The organism is Streptomyces cynarae (assembly GCF_025642135.1).
In the GTDB taxonomy this organism is placed as follows: Bacteria; Actinomycetota; Actinomycetes; order Streptomycetales; family Streptomycetaceae; genus Streptomyces; species Streptomyces cynarae.
The window spans coordinates 6,953,797-6,974,467 of sequence record NZ_CP106793.1; the positions used below are offsets into that span (position 1 = coordinate 6,953,797).

A 20,671-nucleotide genomic window follows, 5' to 3' on the forward strand; every position below is an offset into this window, starting at 1 on the left:
CGGTGACCGGACCCGGTTCTCAGGCGCCCGGCGGGACCCGGGACGGGCGGCCCGAGCCGCGGGTCAGCGCATAGCCGCCGATGCCCGCGAGTGCGGCGAGGATGCCGCCGACGCCGGTCCACACCCAGCGGTCGGACCACCAGCCGGAGGCGTCGGGCCTCAGCTTCGAGAGTGCGGCCGTGTCCGTGTCCGAGTCCGAGGGCTTCTCGGACCGCGTCGCTATCCCCGGCACCAGCGGCTCCGCCAGCGAACCGTCCACCGCCGCCGAGCCGCCGATGTCCTTGGAATCCACCCGGACCTCGGCGTTCACCGGCTGCCCGAGGTCGGCGGTGCCGACCCCCACGACGGTGAGCCGTATGTAGTACGTGCCCGGCAGCGGGTCGTCGGCCCACGGCTCCGCCCAGGCGCGGACCGTGCGCAGCGTGCAGGACAGGTTCACCGACGACGCGTCCTGGGCGGCGGTCCGGGTCTGCGCCCCGTACTGGCACGCCTGGCGGCGCCGCAGCCCGTCGTACACATCGAGCTGCCACGTCTGCGCCGAACTCCGCGGCGACGAAGGCAGCTTGACGGTCGCCCGCACGGTGGGCCGCTGCTGCTCCTCCGCCGGGAACTGCCAGTACAGGTAGTCACCCGTGGAGGCGTTCGCCGTGGCCTGCTGCCCCTGCTGGATCTCCGTGGCCGTACGGAACGACGTGCCGGCCGAGGTGGGCGCGGCGCCGTCGCCGGACGGGCTCGCGGAGGGCGAGGAGTCGGCCACGGCCGGGGAGGCGGCGGCGCCCAGCAGCAGGGCCGCCGAGGTCAGCACTCGTGCGATACGCATCAGTTGGTCCTCCAGACGGCGATCCGCCAGCGCGACAGCCAGCCCCACAGCAGACCAGCCAGGAAGCCGGTCAGGACGAGGGCGCCGAGCAGCCACCAGCCGCGCCCCAGGCCGAAGGCGGCCACGTCGCTCGCCGTGCCGGGGCCGTCGACCACGTCGACCGTCAGCTCCAGCGGCAGCCCGGGCGTGGTCTTCACACCGGCCGCCGGGGAGAAGGAGTTGGCCACCTGGAGGCACACCGTCTCGGCGGGCGCGTCCTCGTCGTCGCTCTCGGCTTTCGGATAGCGCAGACCGGTCGACAGCACGTCCGTGCGTCCCGACCCGGTGGCCTCGCCGCGCACGATCTCCCGCCCGTGCACCGTGAGGGCCCGCAGCGTCACGCCGTAGTCGGGGTCGACCTGCCGGTCGTCGGACACGCTGACGGAGGCGCGCAGCTCCTGGCCCGGCTTCACGTCCACACGGTAGAAGCGGTGCTGCCCGAACTCCTCACGGTCGGTGTAGAGGCCGGACTTCAGCGAGGGCGCCGTCGCGCACTGGCCGGTGCCGTCGACGGCTACCGGGGTGACCGTACGGTCCGCCGTGCGGTCCACCAACTGGTTGACCTTGTCGGACAGCTGCTCCTTGTGCTGCACCGACGTGTACGTCCCGCCGGTCGCCTCCGCGATACAGCTGAGCTGCTGGTTCAGCTTGGCGTTCGGCACCAGCCCCAGGGTGTCGATGGTGAGCCCGATGCCCTTGGCGGCGATCTCCCGGGCCACCTCGCACGGGTCCAGCGGCGCGCAGGTGTCCTCGCCGTCGCTGATGAGGACGATGCGCTTGGAGCCGTTGCCGCCGTCCAGGTCGTCCGCCGCCTTCAGCAGGGCGGGGCCGATCGGCGTCCAGCCGGTGGGCTGCAGCGTCGCCACGGCGGTCTTGGCCTCGGTCCGGTTCAGCGGGCCGACCGGGTAGAGCTGCGCGGTGTCCTTGCAGCCCGTCTTGCGGTCGTCGCCCGGGTAGTTGGCGCCCAGCGTCCGGATGCCGAGCTGCACCTCCTCTGGCGTCGCCTCCAGGACCTCGTTGAAGGCCTGCTTCGCCGCGGCCATCCGCGAACCGCCGTCGATGTCCCGCGCCCGCATCGAACCGCTGACGTCGAGGACGAGATCGACCTTGGGCGCGTCCTGGGCTGTCGTCTCGTCGGCGACGGCATCGGCCGGGACCGTGATCCCGGCCGCCAGGGCGGCGAGCAGGGCGCAGACTCCCGCCGCCAGCCGTTGTCTTGTGATCATCGGCGGATCTTATTGATCAATGGGGCCGCGCTTCAAAACGATCAAGGACCGAGCGGATCGGGCTGTGTGGAGAGCGGGTTCGGGAGCCGTGTCCACAGGTCCCCGGGCCGTTCGGGGGACAGCCGCATCAGCGTCAACGCCTTGGTGGGCAGCGGCTCTTCGCGCAGAACCGCCAGATCGGCGGTGTCCGGTAGATCGGCGGTGTCCGGCAGATCCCGTACGACGGCCTCCAGCGCGGCCCCCAGTGCGGGCGCCGAACCCGCCGTGGAGGCCAGCGCCCCCGCCACGAGCGAGCCGAAGAGCTTGCGGCGCAGCGTCGTCTCGTCGTCCGTGACGATCCGGTCGGCCACCTCGGGGGCCTTGACGCCGTGCCGGGCCAGCCGGGCCGGGCTCACCCGGATGTCGGCCAGGTCCCGGTAGACGAGCCGCACCGGCTCACCCGTGGGCGAGAGCACCACCAGGAGGTTCTGTCCGTGCGCCTCGAGGGCCACCCCCAGGTCGAGCATCCGCAGGCCGACGGTGAGGGCGAGCCGCGTGAACCCGGCGAGCCAGGCGGGGGAGGAGGGCAGCCCGGTGAGCGGCAGGGCGGCCACCGGGACGACCCGCTCACCGGCGGCCGTGTCCGCGTACGTCTCCGGCGGCTCCCGCAGCACGGCGGCGAGATCGGGGGAGTGGGCGCCGGCCGCGCCCAGGGTGCGGGTGACGTGCAGCAGACCGTCCGTGCGCACGGCCGTCGACTCCAGGAAGCCGGACACCGCGAGCGCCGTCTCGATCGAGGAGACCGAGATGTCCCGCACGGAGGACGTCAGCCGCGTGCTGACCGCGGTCTTCACGTGCGGACCGCCGTCGGACAGCGCGAGGGTCCGCAGGGACATCAACGGACGAGCGACCGGACCGTCCTCGGCCGCCACACCGAGCACGTGCGCCGTCTGCCAGGGATGGACCGGGATCAGCGCACGCTCGCCGTCCCGCAGCCACGCGGGCCACTCGCCCCGTACGAGGGCGTCACCCACGGGGGCGAGCCCGAGCCGTACCAGCGGCCGGTGCTCGGGCCCGTACGCCAGCTGCTCGACCACCGAAAAGCCGGGGCGTGAACGGCAGTTCGGGTGATAGGGGTGCCCGTCGACCACCCGCTGCTCCCACGCCCAGCTCGTCACCGGTACGGGCGCCTCATGCGGCTGGCCGGCCCGCGACAGTGCCAGCGAGGCGGTGCTGTGGCCGAGTTCGGCGGCGAAGGCGTCCCCGTGCGGCACGCCGAGTGCCGTGACCAGCGCCGCCGCGCTGTCGTGGGGCCGCCCGTCGAGCCGTACCTCGGTGACGTACGCGGCGGTCGCGTACGGGTCCGCGGCCGGGCCGTGCAGCCGCCGCCCGTCGCCCAGGCACAGGGTGAGCCCGTCGGCCGTCCGCTCCCGGCGCGTGATCCACGGCAGCGGCTCATGGGCCAGCGCCCGCCACAGACGCGTGAGGACGGAGGCCCGGGCGCCGGGCAGCGCCGCCGCGTAGGAGGCCGACAGATCGGGCCGCACGTCGTCCAGCTCGGCGGCGAGCGCGGCCTCTGCGGAAACCTCGGCGGGAGGGATAGGGGGCACGGTCGGAGCTCCTCGGGGACGGGGCGATGCGTCGTGGCACGGGTCCACGACAGACATACTGATCGCCAGTGCACCGTACGGAACGAATGGATCGCGTGGACCCCATGCACCCCAGGGACGACGTCCCCGCGCGCGCCGACGCCCACGCGGCGGCGCCGCTGCTGAACTGCCTGCTCCGGGAGGCGGCCGAGCCCGCCGGCGAGCTGGGCGTCCACCGCCTGCGGGCCGGCGGCGGCTGCTGCGCGTGCGCGGCACACGCCGCCCGCGCGACCCCGAGGTGTACACGGGCGGCTCCTGGCATCCGCTCACCCACGCCGAGCTGGTCAAACTCACCGCCGACGAGCTGCGCCGCGCCACCGGCCTGTCCAACCCGGAACTGCCCGGCGAGATGCTCGACAGCCGGGACGCGGTGGCCGCGATCCTGGCCGCACGCGGCCGTCTGACGGCCCCGGACGACCCGTACGTACGCTCCGAACAGTCCCTGGTCACCGGGCACCCCCACCACCCGGCCCCGAAGGCGCGAGGCGGCGGACCCGTCGCAAGCTGGCTGCCGTACGCCCCCGAGGCGTACGCCCGCTTCCCGCTCACCCTTCTGGGTGTACGCGAGGACGCGGTCGTCGAGGAGGGCGACACGACGGCACTGGACGCGCTCGGCACCGCCCCGCCCGGCTACCGGCTGCTGCCCGCCCATCCCTGGCAGCTCGCCCTGATCGGCGCCCGCCCGGACATCGCAGAGGCGTTCGAGGACGGGCGTCTGATCCGGCTCGGCGAGACCACTCGGCCCGTGTGGCCCACGGCCGCCATCCGCACGGTGTACGCCCCCGAGAACGACCTTTTCGTCAAGTTCAGCCTGGATGTGCGGATCACCAACGACATCCGCCGGCTGTGGCGCCACGACCTGCTCAAGCTGCGCCGCACCGACACGGCGGCGGCCGCCGCGTTCGCGGCGCACCGGGGTCCGGCGGCCTGGCTGAGCGACCGCGGCTGGCGCACGGCCGCCTTCGCCTTCGAGGAACTGGCGGTACTGGTCCGCGACGGGCTGCGCGCGCACCTGCTGCCCGGCGCCACCCCGCTGCTCGCCGCCGCCCTGGTGGAGGGGTTCGACGGCAGCCCGCTCGACGCGCTCACCGATCCCACCGCCTGGTGGACGGCGTACCTGCGCCAGGTCGTCCCCCCGGCCCTCGAGGCGTTCGAACGGCACGGCGTCGTCCTCGAAGCGCACCTGCAGAACACGCTGGTCGCGGTGGACGCCACGCGACTGCCCGTGCAGGCCCTGTTCCGGGACGCGGAGGGCGTGAAGCTCCTGGCGGACGTGTCCCGCGAGAAGGGCTGGGAGCGGCTGGTGTACTGCCTGGTCGTCAACAACCTCGTCGAGGTGGCCGCCCTGCTGTCCGAACGCCACCCCGGCTGGAACCCCTGGCCCGCCGCCCGGGCCGAGCTGTCCCGCCACCCCGTCCCCGAGATTCCCGCCCTGCTCGCCTCGCCCACCCTGCCCGGCAAGACCAACCTCCTGCTGCGCTGGACGGGCGCGGACGGCGCGGACGCGCGCTATCTGCCGCTGCCGAACCCGCTGGCCTCCCGCTGAGCGGCTCGGCCAGGCTCAGGAGCCTTCAGAGAGGGAGGTGCGATCCTCTGCCGCCTGGATGGCGGGGATCAGGTCTGCGGCCCGTTCGAGTTGGTCACGCTGGGAGTGCAGGTCCAAGGCGCCGAGGCGTACGACCATTCGGACGCCGGCGGCGACGTACTGCCCCAGGCGCTCGCACACCTGGTCGGCGGAGCCGGTGACGACTGGGTGACGATCGCTCTTGTGGCAGGGGTCCGACGATCCGAGAGGACCGGATCCGAGGAGAACCGGCTCGGCGGTGGTGCCTCCGATGTGGCGGAGCCACTTCGAACTGACCGCAGCGCGTCTCCTACGGCAGGGAGCGGGTGAGCCACACCAGTTCGCCGCTGTCGTCGGTCGAGACGTGGTCGCGCTGGAACCCGAGCTTTTCGAGGACGCGTAGCGATGGCGCATTCCAGGGACGCACTGTCGACCAGAGCCGTTTCCGTCCAGTCGCGATCGCCGCGTCGAGCACCGCGGACGCCGCCTCGGTGGCATAGCCCTGTCCGTGCACGCGCCGAAACAGCTCGTAGGCGATCTCTGGCTCGTCAACGGAACCCCGACCGACCGTGAGGCCGCAATACCCGATGAAGTCACCCACATCGCGGCGTATGACGGGCAGCAGAGCAATCCCGGTCAGTGCCGACGCAGCGCGCTGATCCTCGATCATCCGCCGGTTGTCCTCGATCGACGGCATATCACCACCCCGTTCGGCGACGAGCACGCGATGGGCGTCGATGTCGGCCTCGGTCCACGGACGCAAGCTCAGTCGAGCGGTCGCCAGTTGGAGGGGCATCGGTGAATACCGCATGGCGGCACCCTATCGACGCCGCTCCCTGATCCGGGGCAACTGATGCCGGTCCGTCCCGGCGGCACGGTGGCGCTGATCGACAATGTCTCGGACCTCTGTCCGACACCGCCCGGAGCGGCGTGCACCTGGCCCGCGGCCCGGGGACCCGGCGCGACGTGCGGCAACTCGGCCTGGTCTGCCCGAATGCCGGGCATCGAGTCGGCACTTCCCCTGCCTTCCCGCCGACGCCCTCTTGCTGAACCCGATGACGGGCAGGGGAGGATGACCTCGGCGGCACCGAAGAGCCGCACCTGGGGGCCGTGGTCACCCGCGGTGAGTCGGACTGGTCCCTGTCCCCCGTCCCCGGCTGGAACGGGCGCCAGATCACCGTACGGGCCAGCCGTGACGGAGATGCGGTGACCATCCGGGCGCGCCGCGAGGAGGAAGCCTGGCGGATGGTCCGACTGGCTCCTCTCGCACCTGACGCGGCGGCATCGGCCGGACTGTTTTGCTGTTCTCCGGAGCGAGAGGGACCGCGGGTGCGATTCACTCGATTCACCTTGGGCCCTGCCGATATTTCGCTTCACCACGTTCCAGCCTGAGAGGGTCGTTCTCTCCGAGTGGGCGATTCGGGAGCGGATGTCCGTTTCGAAGTGAGGCTTGCGCCAGAGGGCGCTCGCCACGGTGTCGAACTTCCCGAGCCGGGAGTCATACCGGAAGCTGGGAGTCTGTGGTCACGCCGGCACGATGGCTGGGGCATTCCTCCCCGGCTGTCACGCTTGGTTACTATGCTCACTTCATGCCGGAGGCCGGAAGCAACGGCGCACCGTCATTGACGGACTGCTGGAGAGAACGGGAGACGAACGTGCCGGCCGAAACTCCCAGATTCTCCCCAGGGCTGAGCGGGGAGGTTTTCCCGGGTGCACCGCGTTGGAGCGTGCCATGAAATACAAGACAATCGAGCTGTGGGGCCTTTGAAGATGCTGAGAGAGGTGGCCGCCACCCGCTACATCCAACCCCTGCGCTCCGGTGGCTCCGTCCCCGGAGTCGTCGAGGCCGACGACCTGGGGACGTACGTCGTGAAGTTCACCGGCTCCGCACAGGGCACCAAGGCCCTGGTCGCCGAGGTCATCGTGGGGGAGCTGGCGCGTCGGCTCGGGCTGCGCGTCCCCGAGCTGGTCCTCGCCCACTTCGATCCCGCGATCGGCGCGCACGAACCGCACCAGGAGGTGCGCGACCTGCTGAACGCCAGCCCCGGCCTCAACCTCGGCATGGACTACCTGCCGGGCGCCCGGGACTTCACGCCCGAGGTCGCCCAGGTCTTCCCCGTCGACCCGGTGGAGGCCGGAAGGATCATCTGGCTCGACGCGCTGACCGTGAACGTGGACCGCACGGTGCACAGCTCCAACCTCATGGTCTGGCCCACCTTCGGCATCGCACCCCCGCGGCTGTGGCTGATCGACCACGGTGCCGCGCTCGTCTTCCACCACCGCTGGGACGCCTCCGCACCCGAGAAGGCCTACGACTTCCGCCACCACGCCCTCGGCCACTTCGCCCCGGACATGCGGGCCGCGGAGGACACCCTGGCGCCGCTCGTGACCGAGGAGCTGCTGCGCGAGGTCACCGAGGAGGTACCGGACGCCTGGCTGACGGACGAGCCGGGCTTCGCGACGCCCGGCGACGTCCGTGAAGCCTACGTGGACTACCTCACGGCCCGGGTCAAGGCGTCCGAGGCATGGCTGCCCACCGACTTCCCCACCCAGGAGGAGCGCGCCGCCGAGGAGGCCCAGCGTGCGGCGCGGACACAGCGAGGCCGGCCCGACTGGCTCAAGTGGGTCCCGGACCTGCACGGCGAACCGGCCGCGGAACAGGATTGGTCGGTGCACCTGGGATGACCCACCGTGTCCAGATCGAGTACTGCACCCGGTGCCGCTGGCTGCCCCGGGCGGCCTGGCTGGCGCAGGAACTGCTGACCACTTTCGAGGCGGAACTGACCGAGCTGTCGCTCAAGCCCGGTACCGGCGGTGTGTTCGTCGTCCGGGTGAACGACGAGGTGGTGTGGGACCGGCGGGAGCAGGGGTTCCCGGAGCCCACGGCCGTGAAGCAGCTCGTACGCGACCGAGTGGCCCCGGGCAAGCCCCTGGGCCACTCGGAGAAGTGAGACCTCAGCCTTCGAGCTGCTCGTAGGCCGGAAGCGTCAGGAAGTCCGCGTAGTCCTCGTCCAGCGCGACCTTCAGCAGCAGGTCGTGGGCCTGCTGCCACTTGCCGGCCGTGAAGGCCTCCTCGCCGAGCTCCGCCTCGATGTTCCGGAGTTCCTGCGCGGCGACCTCGCGGGCGAGCTCGGCGGTGACCCGCTCGCCGTTGTCGAGGACGACCCCGGCGTTGATCCACTGCCAGATCTGGGAGCGGGAGATCTCCGCGGTGGCCGCGTCCTCCATCAGGTTGAAGATGGCGACCGCGCCGAGGCCGCGCAGCCACGCCTCGATGTAACGGATGCCGACCTGGACGGCGTTGACCAGGCCCGCGTACGTCGGCTTGGCGTCGAGGGAGTCGACGGCGATCAGATCGGCCGCCTTGACGTCGACGTCCTCGCGCAGCCGGTCCTTCTGGTTCGGCCTGTCGCCGAGGACCTTGTCGAAGGACTCCATCGCGATCGGGACCAGGTCGGGGTGGGCCACCCAGGAGCCGTCGAAGCCGTCGTTCGCCTCGCGGTCCTTGTCGGCGCGGACCTTCTCGAAGGCCACCTTGTTCACCTCGGGGTCCCTGCGGGAGGGGATGAACGCGGCCATGCCGCCGATGGCGTGCGCGCCGCGCCTGTGGCAGGTGCGGACGAGGAGTTCGGTGTACGCGCGCATGAACGGGGCCGTCATCGTGACGGCGTTGCGGTCCGGCAGGACGAACTTCGCTCCGCCGTCACGGAAGTTCTTCACGATGGAGAACAGGTAGTCCCAGCGGCCCGCGTTCAACCCGGAGGCGTGGTCGCGGAGTTCGTAGAGGATCTCCTCCATCTCGTACGCCGCCGTGATCGTCTCGATCAGGACCGTGGCGCGGATGGTGCCCTGCGGGATGCCGACGTGGTCCTGGGCGAAGACGAAGACGTCGTTCCAGAGGCGGGCCTCCAGGTGCGACTCGGTCTTCGGGAGGTAGAAGTACGGGCCCTTGCCGAGGTCGAGCAGCCGCTGGGCGTTGTGGAAGAAGTACAGGCCGAAGTCGACGAAGGCGCCCGGGACCGGCTGTCCGTCGACCTGGAGGTGACGCTCGTTCAGGTGCCAGCCGCGCGGGCGCATGACGACCGTCGCCAGCTCCTCGTTCGGGCGCAGGGCGTACGACTTGCCGGTCGCCGGGTCGGTGAAGTCGATGCTGCGGGTGTAGGCGTCGATCAGGTTGAGCTGGCCGAGGACCACGTTCTCCCAGGTGGGCGCGGAAGCGTCCTCGAAGTCCGCGAGCCACACCCTGGCGCCCGAGTTGAGGGCGTTGATGGTCATCTTGCGGTCGGTGGGGCCGGTGATCTCGACCCGGCGGTCGTCGAGGGCTTCGGGCGCGGGCGCCACCCTCCAGCTGTCGTCCGCGCGGATCGCGGCGGTCTCGGGCAGGAAGTCCAGCGTGGAGGTGCGGGCGATCTCGGCGCGGCGCTCCGCGCGACGGGCCAGCAGCTCGTCGCGGCGCGGCGTGAACCGCCGGTGCAGCTCGGCCACGAAGGCGAGCGCCGCGTCGGTGAGGACCTCCTCCTGCCGGGGCAGGGGCTCGGCGTCGACGATGGCCGCCGGGGACGGCGCTGGTGCGGACATGAGGCTGTCACTTCCTTCGGCGAGCTGGCATGAAGGCGTTGCGGCACCGCGTGCCAGGGGCCCCGTACGCGGTCGGCGGCGCCTGGGGAGCGGTCGAGCGCTTCTGATCAGTGGATACTAGTTTCCTCATGGTGGAAGTTCAATGGTTTGTTGATGTCGAGATTCTCCGGGTCGAGGCAAGGTGGCGCTCGGTGCCACTCCGCTCACTCGAGGTGGGTCAGGTCCGTCACCGTGTCGATGTCGTACGCCTGCGCGACGTCCCCGCACTCGACGAACGTGATGGCGTCGTCGTGCGCCTTCAGATAGGCGCGTGCCCCACGGTCTCCGGTCGCCGTCCGGGCGACACCGGTCCAGTGGGCCGAGCCGAGCAGGACCGGATGCCCGCGCACCCCCTCGTACGCGGCCGAGGCCAGCGACTCCTCGTCCCGGAACGCGCAGAGCACCCGAGCCACCGCCTCCGGCCCGATGCCGGGCTGGTCGACGAGCAGCACCAGGGCCGCCCGCGCGCCCGTCCCGGCGAGCGAGGCGAGCCCGGCCCGCAGTGAGGAGCCCATGCCCTCCTCCCAGTCCGGGTTGTCCACCAGCACGCAGCCGGTGAGGTCGGCACGCTCCCGTACGGCGGCGGCCCCCGCTCCCAGCACCACGTGGACACGGCTGCATCCGGCCGCGCGCAGTACTCCCGCCGCATGCTCCACCAGCGGGCGCCCCCGGTGTTCGAGCAGGGCCTTGGGTTGTCCGCCGAGCCGCCGCCCCCCGCCTGCCGCGAGCAGCAGCCCGGCGATCCGCACTTCGTTGCCTGTCATACGTCCTGCTTACCTGACCCGGTGCCGACCGCACGGTTTCCAGGGGCTGAATTTCCGTCCACGCGGTGGCGCCCGGCGCGCCCGATGGCGTTTACTGGCCCGCATCCCCGGCGCCCGACCACGCCCGGGGGCACCGGGGGTGTACGAGCACAACGGCGTTTCGAGGGGGATCGGCTGTGGTGCGGAGCTTGGGACAGAGGCCAGTGACCGGCAGCGAAGAGGATCCGAGAGTGGCGGAACTGCGCATCGCCGTGTCCCGGCTGCGCCGTGAACTCGCCGCACATCCGGCCGAGTTCCCCGACCGGGCGATAGCCGAGGACGAACTGGCCGCACTCGCCGCGATGGCCGCGGGAGGCGTTCCCGAGATCCCCCGCCTGCGCCGCTCCCTGCTGCTGATCGCGGGAGCGATCGGCTCGGTCAGCGCACTGACCAGGGGTTTGACGGAGGTCCGCAAGGCGGTCGAACTCTTCGGGGAGCCGCCGCGCGGCAGGCGGGTATCAGACGACAGGGCCTAGGGAGTCGCCCTTCGGGGCGGGCCGGTCGAGGGCTGTGGCTGGTGCGGGTCGCCTCACGCGGCCGGGCCGCCCGAGGCCGCCAGAGTCCGGGACAGTTCCGCCGCCACCTGCTGGAGCACCGGCACGATCCGTTCCGTCGCCGCCTCGGTGACGCGCCCCGCCGGGCCCGAGATGGAGATCGCGGCGGCCGTGGGGGAGTCGGGCACGGACACCGCGAGGCACCGGACCCCTATCTCCTGCTCGTTGTCGTCGACCGCGTACCCGAGCCGGCGCACCTCCTCCAGTGCGGCGAGGAAGGCGTCCGGCGTGGTGATCGTCTTCTCCGTCGCGGCCGGCATGCCGGTTCGGGCGAGCAGGGCGCGCACCTCGTCGTCCGGTGTGCTCGCCAGCAGGGCCTTGCCCACGCCGGTGGAGTGCGGCAGCACCCTCCGGCCCACCTCGGTGAACATCCGCATCGAGTGCTTGGAGGGCACCTGCGCCACGTACACGATCTCGTCCCCGTCGAGCAGCGCCATGTTCGCCGTCTCGCCGGTCTCCTCCACCAGGCGGGCCAGATGCGGCCGGGCCCAGGTGCCCAGCAGCCGGGACGCCGACTCGCCGAGCCGGATCAGCCGGGGGCCGAGCGCATAGCGGCGGTTGGGCTGCTGGCGTACGTACCCGCAGGCCACCAGGGTGCGCATCAGGCGGTGGATCGTGGGCAGCGGCAGGCCGCTGCTCGCGGACAGCTCGCTCAGGCCGACCTCGCCGCCCGCGTCCGCCATCCGCTCCAGCAGGTCGAAGGCGCGCTCGAGGGACTGGACACCACCGCTCGCGGCGGACTTGGCGGGGGTGTCGCTGGCGCTGGACGTCGACGGCGGCACGGCGCGTTCCTTTCGACTGTGTTCTGCTACTCGGAATGCTAATTCCGCTACACGGAAACGTCCAGGGTTCGCCGGAGCCTGTACAGCCGGGGTGTCAGGAGGAATTGTGCCCTTGACGGCGCGGGTGCGGGAGGGAAGACTCCTTCAACAGAACGTTGAATTCCGTTACGCGGATGTAAATCCCGTCATCCGGAAGTCGACCGGAACGGGACGGCGGCAGAGAGGGGCCCGGGTGTCCGACGCTGAACTGGTGCTGCGCTCCACGCGCGTGATCACCCCCGAAGGCACGCGCGCCGCGTCGGTCGCGGTCGCCGGGGGCACGATCACGGCCGTCCTGCCGTACGACGCCGCCGTACCGGCCGGGGCCCACCTGGAGGACCTGGGCGACGACGTCCTGCTGCCCGGCCTCGTCGACACGCACGTGCACGTCAACGACCCGGGCCGCACCGAGTGGGAGGGCTTCTGGACCGCCACCCGCGCGGCGGCGGCAGGCGGCATCACCACGTTGATCGACATGCCGCTCAACTCGGTGCCCCCGACCACGACGGTCGCCCACCTCCGCACCAAGCAGGAGGTCGCGGCCGGCAAGGCCCACGTCGACGTCGGGTTCTGGGGCGGCGCGCTGCCCGACAACGTCAAGGACCTCAGGCCGCTGCACGACGCGGGCGTCTTCGGCTTCAAGGCGTTCCTGTCACCCTCGGGCGTGGACGAGTTCCCGCACCTCGACAAGGAGCAACTGGCCCGCTCCCTGGCCGAGATCGCCGGTTTCGACGGGCTGCTGATCGTGCACGCGGAAGACCCGCGCCACCTCGCCGCCGCCCCGCAGCAGGGCGGTCCCCGATACGCGGACTTCCTCGCCTCCCGGCCCCGGCACGCGGAGGACACGGCCATCGCGCACCTCATCGACCAGGCGAAACGGTTCAACGCGCGTGTGCACGTGCTGCACCTCTCCTCCAGCGACGCGCTGCCGCTGATCGCCGCCGCCAAGGCGGAGGGCGTACGGATCACGGTGGAGACCTGTCCGCACTACCTCACCCTGACCGCCGAGGAAGTGCCCGACGGGGCCAGCGAGTTCAAGTGCTGCCCGCCCATCCGCGAGGCCGCCAACCAGGATCTGCTGTGGCAGGCGCTGGCGGACGGCACGATCGACTGCGTAGTCACCGACCACTCCCCGTCGACCGCCGATCTGAAGACCGGCGACTTCGGCACCGCCTGGGGCGGCATCTCGGGCCTGCAGCTGAGCCTGGCCGCGGTGTGGACCGAGGCGCGCAGGCGGGGGCACGGCCTGCAGGACGTGGTCCGCTGGATGTCCGAGCGCACGGCCCGGCTCGTGGGACTCCAGGACCGCAAGGGCGCCATCGCGGCGGGCCACGACGCGGACTTCGCCGTGCTCGCGCCCGAGGAGACCTTCACCGTGGACCCGGCGGCCCTCCAGCACCGCAACCCGGTCACCGCGTACGCGGGCAGGACCCTGCACGGCGTCGTCAGGTCCACCTGGCTGCGCGGCGAACGGATCGTGGCGAACGGCGAGTTCACCGGACCGAAGGGACGCCTGCTCGGCAGGACCGACTGATCCGCCCGCATCGACTCCCGCGCCCGCAGCGGGCGATACCGAAAGGAAGAACTGATCACCGTGACGGCGATTCCGAGTTTCACGGGCGACGCGAACCCCTACCGGGGCGGCGACCCCTACGCGGACTACCGCACCGCCGACTTCCCCTTCACCCGGTACGCCGACCTCGCCGACCGCCGGCTCGGCGCCGGCGTCATCGCCGCCAACGACGAGTTCTTCGCCGAGCGCGAGAACCTTCTGGTGCCCGGGCGCGCCGAGTTCGACCCAGAGCACTTCGGGCACAAGGGCAAGGTCATGGACGGCTGGGAGACGCGCCGCCGCCGGGGCGCCTCGGCCGGGCACCCGTGGCCCGCTCAGGACGACCACGACTGGGCGCTGGTACGCCTCGGCGCGCCCGGCGTCGTACGGGGCGTCGTCGTCGACACGGCCCACTTCCGGGGCAACTACCCGCAGGCGGTCTCCGTCGAGGGCACGTCGGTCGCCGGTTCCCCGTCACCGGAGGAACTGCTCGGGGACGACGTGAAGTGGACGACGCTGGTGCCGCGCACCCCGGTCGGCGGCCACGCCGCCAACGGCTTCGAGGTGGACGTGGAGCAGCGCTTCACCCACCTCAGGCTGAACCAGCACCCCGACGGGGGCATCGCACGCCTGCGCGTCCACGGCGAGGTCGTGCCGGACCCGGCGTGGCTGGAGGTGCTCGGCACCTTCGACGTGGTGGCCCTGGAGAACGGGGGCCGGGTGGAGGACGCCTCCGACCTCTTCTACTCGCCCGCCACCAACACCATCCAGCCGGGCCGCTCCCGGAAGATGGACGACGGCTGGGAGACACGGCGCCGTCGCGACCGGGGTCACGACTGGATCCGCTACCGCCTGGCGGCGCAGGCACAGATCCGGGCGATCGAGATCGACACCGCCTACCTGAAGGGCAATGCGGCGGGCTGGGCGTCGGTCTCGGTCAAGGACGGTGAGGACGGCGACTGGCGCGAGATCCTCCCGCGCACCCGCCTCCAGCCCGACACCGACCACCGCTTCGCCCTCCCGGCCCCGGCGATCGGCACCCACGCGCGCGTGGACATCTACCCGGACGGCGGCATCTCCCGCCTGCGCCTGCACGGCTCCCTGACGCAGGACGGGGCGAACCGGCTGGCGGCACGCCACCAGGAACTGGGCGGCTGACACACGCCACGCGCGCGTGGGGCGCATCGGTCCGACGGGGGCCCGGCGGGGCGACAGGGCCCGGCGGGGCGACGGGGGCGCGGCCGGGCCGACCGGGCCGGTGCGCGCCCGCGTCCTACGCCGCGTGCACCTGTGCGATCCCGGCCGGGGCGTCGGCAGGACGGCGGCGAACGGGAACCGTCCTCGGACGGCTGGAACTCTTCACCCCGTCCGTCGCGTTCTCCTCGCGTGACTCTTCAGCAAGAAATCGTCGGCAACGCCATGCAGATGGCGGTCGTCAACCTGCACCCGGGCCAGACCGTGTACTGCGAGGCGGGCAAGTTCCTCTTCAAGACCACGAACGTCACCATGGAGACCCGGCTGTCCGGCCCGTCGAACGGCGGCGGCCAGCCCCAGGGCGGAGCCGGTGGCGGCGGCATGGGCGGCCTCCTCCGCCAGGCCATGGGCACTGCCATGCAGGTCGGCCAGCGTGCGCTGGCGGGCGAGTCGCTGGCGTTCCAGTACTTCACCGCGCAGGGCGGCGAGGGCACCGTCGGCTTCGCGGGCGTGCTGCCCGGCGAGATGCGGGCGCTGGAACTCGACGGCACGCGTGCGTGGTTCGCGGAGAAGGACGCCTTCGTGGCCGCCGAGTCGACCGTCGACTTCGGCATCGCCTTCGCCGGCGGCCGCACCGGCATGAGCGGCGGCGAGGGCTTCATCCTGGAGAAGTTCACCGGACACGGCACCGTGATCATCGCCGGCGCGGGCAACTTCATCGACCTCAACCCCGCCGACTTCGGCGGTCGCATCGAGGTGGACACCGGGTGCGTCGTCGCCTTCGAGGAGGGCATCCAGTACGGCGTCCAGCGCGTCGGCGGCCTCAACCGCCAGGGAATCATGAACATGGTCTTCGGCGGCGAGGGCCTCTCCCTGGCCACCCTGGAGGGCAACGGCCGCGTGATCCTTCAGTCCCTGACCATCGAGAGCCTCGCCAACGCGTTGAAGAAGGCGCAAGGGGGCGACAAGCAGGGGCCGACCGGCGGACTGTTCTCGACCCACGCGGGGTGAGCCCGGCCACCGAGCTCCCGGCGGGCGGCCGACCGCCGCGTCCGCAACCGCCCGCCCGGCCGCCCGGGGCCCGCGGCGGGCGGCAGGTTAACTCGCTGAAAACACATGGCACTTGCCGTGAAAATCTCGCAGATTGTCATTGACATGCCACCGTCTACGCGCGTCATCATGCCGCCATGAGAACCCCCACACGCGCCACCCGGATCGGCGCCGCAGCCGCGCTCCTGTCCGCCCTCCTCATGGGCGGCACCGTCTCCGCCACCACGGCGGACGCCGCCGCCACCTCGGTCGGCAGCATCTGCTACAGCGACCTGCCGTCCCAGGCACACGACACCCTCGACCTGATCGACCAGGGCGGCCCCTTCCCGTACTCGCAGGACGGCACCGTCTTCTCCAACCGCGAAGGCGTACTCCCCGGCCAGTCCTACGGCTACTACCACGAGTACACCGTCATCACCCCCGGCTCCTCCACGCGTGGCGCCCGCCGCATCGTCACGGGCGAGGAGTACCAGGAGGACTACTACACCTCGGACCACTACGCGACGTTCGACCTGATCGACTTCGGCTGCTGACCGAGCGGTCGCCATGAGCCGGGGGTCCCGTCCGCACTCGGCCGGACCCCGGCTCTCGGGGGCGCCGGAGAAGACGTCCGGGACGAGCGGGGCCGTCAGGGCTCACGCACCTCCTGGGACGTCCGGACGGCGTCCAGGGCCTCGATGGCGATCGCGTGCCGGCGAGGTGTCCGGCGGTCAGGCTCCAGGAGGAGGTCGCCGGGTGACGGCGTTAACGCGGCCCGGTCACTGTGTCATCGCTACGTCATCGCGTCGGACCGTGGAGGCGCGATGCTCGAAGCCGCCTCGGCGAACTCGCGGATGAGCGGGGAACGCCGGGTGGCCATCCACGCCAGGCACACGTGGTTGGGGCCGATGTCCTCGACCGGTACGGGAACGACGTCCGGGCGCGTGTAGAAGCCTGCCGTGGACAGCGGGATCACACAGACTCCGGCTCCGGAGGCCACGAGCTCCAGCTTCTCCTCGACCTGATGGATCCGGGGCACCTCGGGCCGGTCGCGCTCGCGCATCTCGAGGGCCACGTCGCGCCACTCCGGCACGGCGTCCGGGTCCTGCAACAGGTGATCGGCGGCCAGGTCCGCGATGGCCACCGACTGCTTGCCGGCCAGGGGGTGGTCCAGGGGCAGGACGACGACCCTGGGCTCCTGGAACAACGGCACCACCTGGAGACCTTGTCGGTCGATCGGCAGACGGACGATGCTGACGTCCGCCCGGCCGTCGTGGAGCACTTCCACCTGGTCGACCCAGCTCGTGCGCAGCAGCCGCACTTCGAGCCCCGGGCGGCGCGAGGTCAGGGCGCGCACCGCGGACGTCACGGTGATGCCGGGCATGAAGCCGATCGTGAAGGTGGGCGTGCCCCTGGCCGCGGAGGTGACCCGCCGGAGCAGTGCCTCGGACGCGGCGAGGAGCGGGGGTGCGTCCTCCCGCAACTGCTCGCCCGCCGGGGTGAGCATCGTGCCGCGGCGGTCACGGACGAACAGCTCTGCCCGCAGCTCCTCCTCGAGCGCCCGGATCTGCCGGGACAGAACCGGCTGGGCGATGTGCAGGCGTTCGGCGGCGCGGCCGAAGTGGAGTTCCTCGGCCACCGCCACGAAGTACCTGAGCTTCCGCAGGTCGACGTCCACAGCTCCGCACCGCCCGTCTGCTTTCAGATGAATCTACCTCCGACCGTGCCGGCCGCGCCGCCGAGAGCGAGGCCCGCCGACCCGGCGCTGAGGATCGACCGCGGGTTGTCAGCCGCGGGCAAGGACCGCCAGCGGGTCGGTGTGGCCGGGCGTCCACTCCAGCTCCGCGCGAGCGCGGGACGGGGTGAACTGCTGGTCGAGGGCGAAGGCGTCCGCGATGGGGCCCATCTGCTCCCGTGCCTGCTTCAGAGAGATCGACTCCGTCTTCCCGTCGATGCCGGCCGACCGGCTGATGGCCAGCGCCACGTCCTTGGCCGTGGGGTTCACTCCGCCCACGCCGACGTAGACGGAACCGGCCTTCGCCTTCAGGGCGGCGACGTAGAGCTCCGCGATGTCGTCGACGTGGACCAGCGCCCAGTGGTTGGCGCCGTCGCCGATGTAGGGGATGGCGCCCGCCTGCTTGCCGGGTGCGGTGAAGAACATGTCGATCAGCCGGTTCTCTCCGCCGTAGAGCAGCCCGGGCCGGACGACCACGGGCCGTCCGCCGCGCGCCGCCCGCTGGAGGACGGCCTCCTCCACGGGGCGCCGCCACGCGACCAGGGCGGGCGGGTTCCAGGGCGCGGTCTCGTCGGCCACCCCGTCGGTGTCGCCGTAGACCCACGTGCCGCCCGTGTGCACGTACGTCCCCGTGCCGATGCCGTCCTGCATGGCGTCGGCGGCGGCCAGATCGGCCTCCCCGCTGTCCGCCTGGGCCAGGTGCACGACGGCCTCGGCCCGAGACGCGGCGGCGTTGAGCACCTCCAGGTCGTCCAGCCCGCCGATCACCGGGAGGGCACCCAGTGCGCGGACCGCGTCCGCGGAGCGTTCGCTGCGGGCCAGTGCCTCGACGGCGTGTCCGCGCCGGATCAGCGCGGTGATCGTCGCCTTGCCGAGGTAACCGGAACCACCGGTGAGGAAAACCTTCATCGCCTTGCCCTTCGTACGGTCCAGAACGTCGCATTCAGCGTGCGGCGGACCCGAGGAAGGCGTCCAAGACCTGTTCGGCCGACTGTGATGCCCTACGGGTATCAGTGCAGCAGGGGGCCGGGAGCAGGCCCTGATGCCCGGCCGCGGTCGACACGGTGCGGCGCGTCGCGGCCCGCGCCCTGGTCTCTTCGTCCGCCGTCAGCCGCCGGTCGAAGGCGCACGCCGCCCGCCCGGCCCGACACCCGGCGCGAACCGCACGCGGACGGGACCCGATCCGGCCGCCGGTCAGTCGCGGGCGCCCGGGATCTCCCCGAGATTCACCGGGCGGCGCTCCCGGCGGGAGAGCTCGCAGGCCTCCGCGATGCGCAGGGCCTGGAGTGCCTCGCCGCCGTCGCAGGGGTTGGCTCGCTCGCCGCGCACCACCTCGACGAACGCCGCGATCTCGGCCTCGTACGCGGGCGCGAACCGCTCCAGGAACCCCGTCCACGGCTTGTCCGCGGCCGGCGGACCGGCGGGCTCCGTGGACGCGATCGGCGTACGGTCGTCCAGGCCCACCGCGATCGTGTCCAGCTCGCCCGCCAGCTCCATGCGCACGTCGTAGCCCGCACCGTTCGTACGCGTCGCCGTGGCCGTGGCGAGTGTGCCGTCCGCCAGTGTGAGCACGACCGCCGCCGTGTCGACGTCGTTCGCCTCCCGGTACATCGCCCCGCCCGCGTCGGACCCGGTCGCGTACACCTCGGCCACCTCCCGGCCGGTCACCCAGCGCAGGATGTCGAAGTCGTGGATGAGGCAGTCCCGGAAGATGCCGCCGGAGACCGGCAGATACGGGGCCGGCGGCGGTGCCTGGTCGGCCGTCAGCGCGCGGACCGTGTGCAGCCGTCCGAGCCGCCCCGTGCGCACGGCCTCCCGCGCCGCCGTGTGGCCCGCGTCGAACCGCCGCTGGAAGCCCATCTGCAACACCGTCCCGGCGGCGTCGACCTCGGCGAGCGCGGCCAGCGTGCCCGCCAGGTCCACCGCGATGGGCTTCTCGCAGAACACTGGGAGCCCGGAGCGCGCCGCCCGGCCGATCAGTTCGGCGTGCGCCGCGGTCGCCGCGGTGATGACCACCGCGTCCACGCCCCAGGTGAAGATCTCGTCCACGCCGGGCGCCGCCGTCGAGCCCAGCCGGTCCGCCAGGTGGCGGGCCCGCGCGGTGTCGACGTCCGTGATGATGAGCGAGCCCACCTCATGGTGACGGCTGAGGGAAGCCGCATGGTATGTCCCGATACGCCCCGCTCCGATCAGTCCGATGCGCATGTGACCAACGTGGGGGTGTACCCCCCACTATGTCAATGCTTTGTCCGGACAACCGGACTACACAACTTCCCGTCAACAAGCGCCGGAGCTACGCTCGCCCCGTGCCGAAACCAGATGTGGACCCCACCGTCCCGCTCCAGCTCAGCGTCGACCGGAGCAGTCCGGTGCCGCTCTACTTCCAGCTGGCCCAGCAGCTGGAGGCCGCGATCGAGCACGGCGAGCTGACGCCGGGCAGCCTGCTGGGGAACGAGATCGAACTGGCCGGGCGGCTCGGCCTGTCCCGCCCCACGGTCCGGCAGGCCATCCAGTCCCTGGTCGACAAGGGCCTGCTCGTGCGCCGCCGTGGCGTCGGCACCCAGGTCGTGCACAGCCAGGTCAAGCGCGGCCTGGAGCTGAGCAGCCTCTACGACGACCTGGAGGCGGCCGGGCAGCGCCCCGCGACCCGGGTCCTCCTCAACACCTTCGCGCCCGCCTCCGCCGAGGTCGCCGCCGCGCTCGGCCTCCCCGAGGGCATGGAGGTGCACCAGGTCGAACGGCTGCGCCTCGCGCACGGCGAACCGATGGCGTATCTGTGCAACTACCTGCCGACCGGCCTGCTCGACCTCGACAGCGACCAGCTGGAGGCCACCGGCCTCTACCGGCTGATGCGCGCCGCCGGCATCACCCTGCACAGCGCCCGGCAGTCCATCGGAGCCCGAATCGCCGACCGAATCGAGGGCGAACGACTCGGCGAGCCGGAGGGCGCCCCGCTGCTCACCATGCAGCGCACCACGTTCGACGACACGGGCCGCGCCGTGGAGTTCGGCACCCACACCTACCGCGCCTCGCGCTACTCGTTCGAGTTCCAGCTGCTCGTACGCTCCTGAGCCGCCGGGGGCGCACGG

Annotated in this window: 18 protein-coding genes and 2 pseudogenes; 10 read left to right on the forward strand and 10 right to left on the reverse strand. The window is 72.0% G+C overall.

Features of this window, described 5'->3' with window-relative positions:
• Positions 1–19 precede the first annotated feature (19 nt).
• The 3 genes from N8I84_RS31565 to N8I84_RS31575 are packed head-to-tail and all read right to left on the reverse strand — an operon-like array spanning position 20 to position 3,731.
• Positions 20–820 (reverse strand): hypothetical protein, encoded by an 801-nt coding sequence (locus tag N8I84_RS31565; protein WP_263232809.1) that lies wholly within the window; start codon positions 818–820, stop codon positions 20–22.
• Positions 820–2,085 carry a VWA domain-containing protein gene (locus N8I84_RS31570; RefSeq protein ID WP_263232810.1) on the reverse strand — a complete coding sequence of 422 codons (1,266 nt, stop codon included), beginning with the start codon at positions 2,083–2,085 and terminating at the stop codon, positions 820–822. The genes N8I84_RS31565 and N8I84_RS31570 overlap by 1 nt, the downstream gene beginning before the upstream one ends.
• 41 nt (positions 2,086–2,126) lie before the next feature.
• Positions 2,127–3,731, reverse strand: a complete 1,605-nt coding sequence (locus N8I84_RS31575; protein WP_263232811.1) for an IucA/IucC family protein — start codon at positions 3,729–3,731, stop codon at positions 2,127–2,129.
• A 29-nt stretch (positions 3,732–3,760) separates the two neighbouring features.
• On the opposite strand from N8I84_RS31575, the pseudogene N8I84_RS31580 reads away from it, so the two are divergent.
• Positions 3,761–5,259 (forward strand): annotated as a pseudogene (locus N8I84_RS31580) (IucA/IucC family protein).
• Positions 5,260–5,587: 328 nt separating this feature from the next.
• On the opposite strand, the gene N8I84_RS31585 reads toward N8I84_RS31580, so the two are convergent.
• Positions 5,588–6,088, reverse strand: coding sequence for a GNAT family N-acetyltransferase (locus tag N8I84_RS31585; protein WP_263232812.1), 501 nt, complete (start codon positions 6,086–6,088; stop codon positions 5,588–5,590).
• Between the two features lie 284 nt (positions 6,089–6,372).
• On the opposite strand from N8I84_RS31585, the pseudogene N8I84_RS31590 reads away from it, so the two are divergent.
• The 3 genes and pseudogenes from N8I84_RS31590 to N8I84_RS31600 all read left to right on the forward strand — a co-directional run.
• A pseudogene (locus N8I84_RS31590) lies at positions 6,373–6,669 on the forward strand (DUF1349 domain-containing protein); the annotation flags it as partial.
• A gap of 378 nt (positions 6,670–7,047) precedes the next feature.
• A complete protein-coding gene (locus N8I84_RS31595) occupies positions 7,048–7,962 on the forward strand; it encodes a HipA family kinase (protein WP_263234943.1) in 915 nt (304 codons plus the stop codon).
• Positions 7,959–8,228, forward strand: a complete 270-nt coding sequence (locus N8I84_RS31600) for a SelT/SelW/SelH family protein (protein WP_103841272.1) — start codon at positions 7,959–7,961, stop codon at positions 8,226–8,228. The genes N8I84_RS31595 and N8I84_RS31600 overlap by 4 nt, the downstream gene beginning before the upstream one ends.
• A 4-nt stretch (positions 8,229–8,232) precedes the next feature.
• Here N8I84_RS31600 and aceB read toward each other — a convergent pair whose 3' ends face one another.
• Together aceB and N8I84_RS31610 are read right to left on the reverse strand one after the other, a co-directional pair.
• On the reverse strand, positions 8,233–9,855 hold the full coding sequence (aceB, locus tag N8I84_RS31605) for a malate synthase A (protein ID WP_263232813.1): 1,623 nt from the start codon (positions 9,853–9,855) through the stop codon (positions 8,233–8,235).
• Positions 9,856–10,058: 203 nt separating this feature from the next.
• Positions 10,059–10,658, reverse strand: a complete 600-nt coding sequence (locus N8I84_RS31610; RefSeq protein ID WP_263232814.1) for a nucleotidyltransferase family protein — start codon at positions 10,656–10,658, stop codon at positions 10,059–10,061.
• Positions 10,659–10,834: 176 nt separating this feature from the next.
• On the opposite strand from N8I84_RS31610, the gene N8I84_RS31615 reads away from it, so the two are divergent.
• Complete coding sequence (locus N8I84_RS31615; protein ID WP_263232815.1) at positions 10,835–11,173, forward strand: DUF5955 family protein; 339 nt, start codon at positions 10,835–10,837, stop codon at positions 11,171–11,173.
• A gap of 53 nt (positions 11,174–11,226) precedes the next feature.
• Here N8I84_RS31615 and N8I84_RS31620 read toward each other — a convergent pair whose 3' ends face one another.
• Positions 11,227–12,033, reverse strand: coding sequence for an IclR family transcriptional regulator (locus N8I84_RS31620; RefSeq protein WP_200418109.1), 807 nt, complete (start codon positions 12,031–12,033; stop codon positions 11,227–11,229).
• A 232-nt stretch (positions 12,034–12,265) separates the two neighbouring features.
• Here N8I84_RS31620 and allB point away from each other — a divergent pair, with 232 nt between their 5' ends.
• The 4 genes from allB to N8I84_RS31640 all read left to right on the forward strand — a co-directional run bounded on the left by allB (position 12,266) and on the right by N8I84_RS31640 (position 16,401).
• Positions 12,266–13,606, forward strand: coding sequence for an allantoinase AllB (allB, locus tag N8I84_RS31625; RefSeq protein ID WP_263232816.1), 1,341 nt, complete (start codon positions 12,266–12,268; stop codon positions 13,604–13,606).
• A gap of 60 nt (positions 13,607–13,666) precedes the next feature.
• Positions 13,667–14,782: an allantoicase gene (gene alc / locus N8I84_RS31630; protein ID WP_263232817.1), complete on the forward strand. Its 1,116-nt coding sequence runs from the start codon at positions 13,667–13,669 to the stop codon at positions 14,780–14,782.
• A gap of 228 nt (positions 14,783–15,010) precedes the next feature.
• The gene (locus tag N8I84_RS31635) at positions 15,011–15,829 is read left to right on the forward strand and encodes an AIM24 family protein (RefSeq protein WP_263232818.1); all 819 of its coding nucleotides are present in this window, start codon (positions 15,011–15,013) and stop codon (positions 15,827–15,829) included.
• A 176-nt stretch (positions 15,830–16,005) separates the two neighbouring features.
• Positions 16,006–16,401 carry a ribonuclease domain-containing protein gene (locus tag N8I84_RS31640; protein WP_263232819.1) on the forward strand — a complete coding sequence of 132 codons (396 nt, stop codon included), beginning with the start codon at positions 16,006–16,008 and terminating at the stop codon, positions 16,399–16,401.
• Between the two features lie 239 nt (positions 16,402–16,640).
• Here the strand turns inward: N8I84_RS31640 and N8I84_RS31645 are convergent, their stop codons facing one another.
• The 3 genes from N8I84_RS31645 to N8I84_RS31655 form a co-directional block, all read right to left on the reverse strand.
• Entirely contained in the window at positions 16,641–17,525 is an 885-nt protein-coding gene (locus N8I84_RS31645) for a LysR family transcriptional regulator (RefSeq protein WP_263232820.1), read from the reverse strand.
• A 108-nt stretch (positions 17,526–17,633) separates the two neighbouring features.
• The gene (locus N8I84_RS31650) at positions 17,634–18,491 is read right to left on the reverse strand and encodes an NAD-dependent epimerase/dehydratase family protein (protein ID WP_263232821.1); all 858 of its coding nucleotides are present in this window, start codon (positions 18,489–18,491) and stop codon (positions 17,634–17,636) included.
• Between the two features lie 285 nt (positions 18,492–18,776).
• On the reverse strand, positions 18,777–19,787 hold the full coding sequence (locus tag N8I84_RS31655; RefSeq protein WP_263232822.1) for a Gfo/Idh/MocA family protein: 1,011 nt from the start codon (positions 19,785–19,787) through the stop codon (positions 18,777–18,779).
• Between the two features lie 116 nt (positions 19,788–19,903).
• Here N8I84_RS31655 and N8I84_RS31660 point away from each other — a divergent pair, with 116 nt between their 5' ends.
• Positions 19,904–20,653, forward strand: a complete 750-nt coding sequence (locus N8I84_RS31660) for a GntR family transcriptional regulator (RefSeq protein ID WP_263234944.1) — start codon at positions 19,904–19,906, stop codon at positions 20,651–20,653.
• Positions 20,654–20,671: the final 18 nt, after the last annotated feature.

Excerpts from the sequence above, each read along its gene's own strand:
- N8I84_RS31565 (WP_263232809.1), bottom strand. The coding sequence starts at position 820 with ATGCGTATCGCACGAGTGCTGACCTCGGCGGCCCTGCTGCTGGGCGCC.
- N8I84_RS31570 (WP_263232810.1), bottom strand. The coding sequence starts at position 2,085 with ATGATCACAAGACAACGGCTGGCGGCGGGAGTCTGCGCCCTGCTCGCC.
- N8I84_RS31575 (WP_263232811.1), bottom strand. The coding sequence starts at position 3,731 with ATGTCTGTCGTGGACCCGTGCCACGACGCATCGCCCCGTCCCCGAGGA.
- N8I84_RS31585 (WP_263232812.1), bottom strand. The coding sequence starts at position 6,088 with ATGCGGTATTCACCGATGCCCCTCCAACTGGCGACCGCTCGACTGAGC.
- N8I84_RS31595 (WP_263234943.1), top strand. The coding sequence starts at position 7,048 with ATGCTGAGAGAGGTGGCCGCCACCCGCTACATCCAACCCCTGCGCTCC.
- N8I84_RS31600 (WP_103841272.1), top strand. The coding sequence starts at position 7,959 with ATGACCCACCGTGTCCAGATCGAGTACTGCACCCGGTGCCGCTGGCTG.
- aceB (WP_263232813.1), bottom strand. The coding sequence starts at position 9,855 with ATGTCCGCACCAGCGCCGTCCCCGGCGGCCATCGTCGACGCCGAGCCC.
- N8I84_RS31610 (WP_263232814.1), bottom strand. The coding sequence starts at position 10,658 with ATGACAGGCAACGAAGTGCGGATCGCCGGGCTGCTGCTCGCGGCAGGC.
- N8I84_RS31640 (WP_263232819.1), top strand. The coding sequence starts at position 16,006 with ATGAGAACCCCCACACGCGCCACCCGGATCGGCGCCGCAGCCGCGCTC.
- N8I84_RS31650 (WP_263232821.1), bottom strand. The coding sequence starts at position 18,491 with ATGAAGGTTTTCCTCACCGGTGGTTCCGGTTACCTCGGCAAGGCGACG.
- N8I84_RS31655 (WP_263232822.1), bottom strand. The coding sequence starts at position 19,787 with ATGCGCATCGGACTGATCGGAGCGGGGCGTATCGGGACATACCATGCG.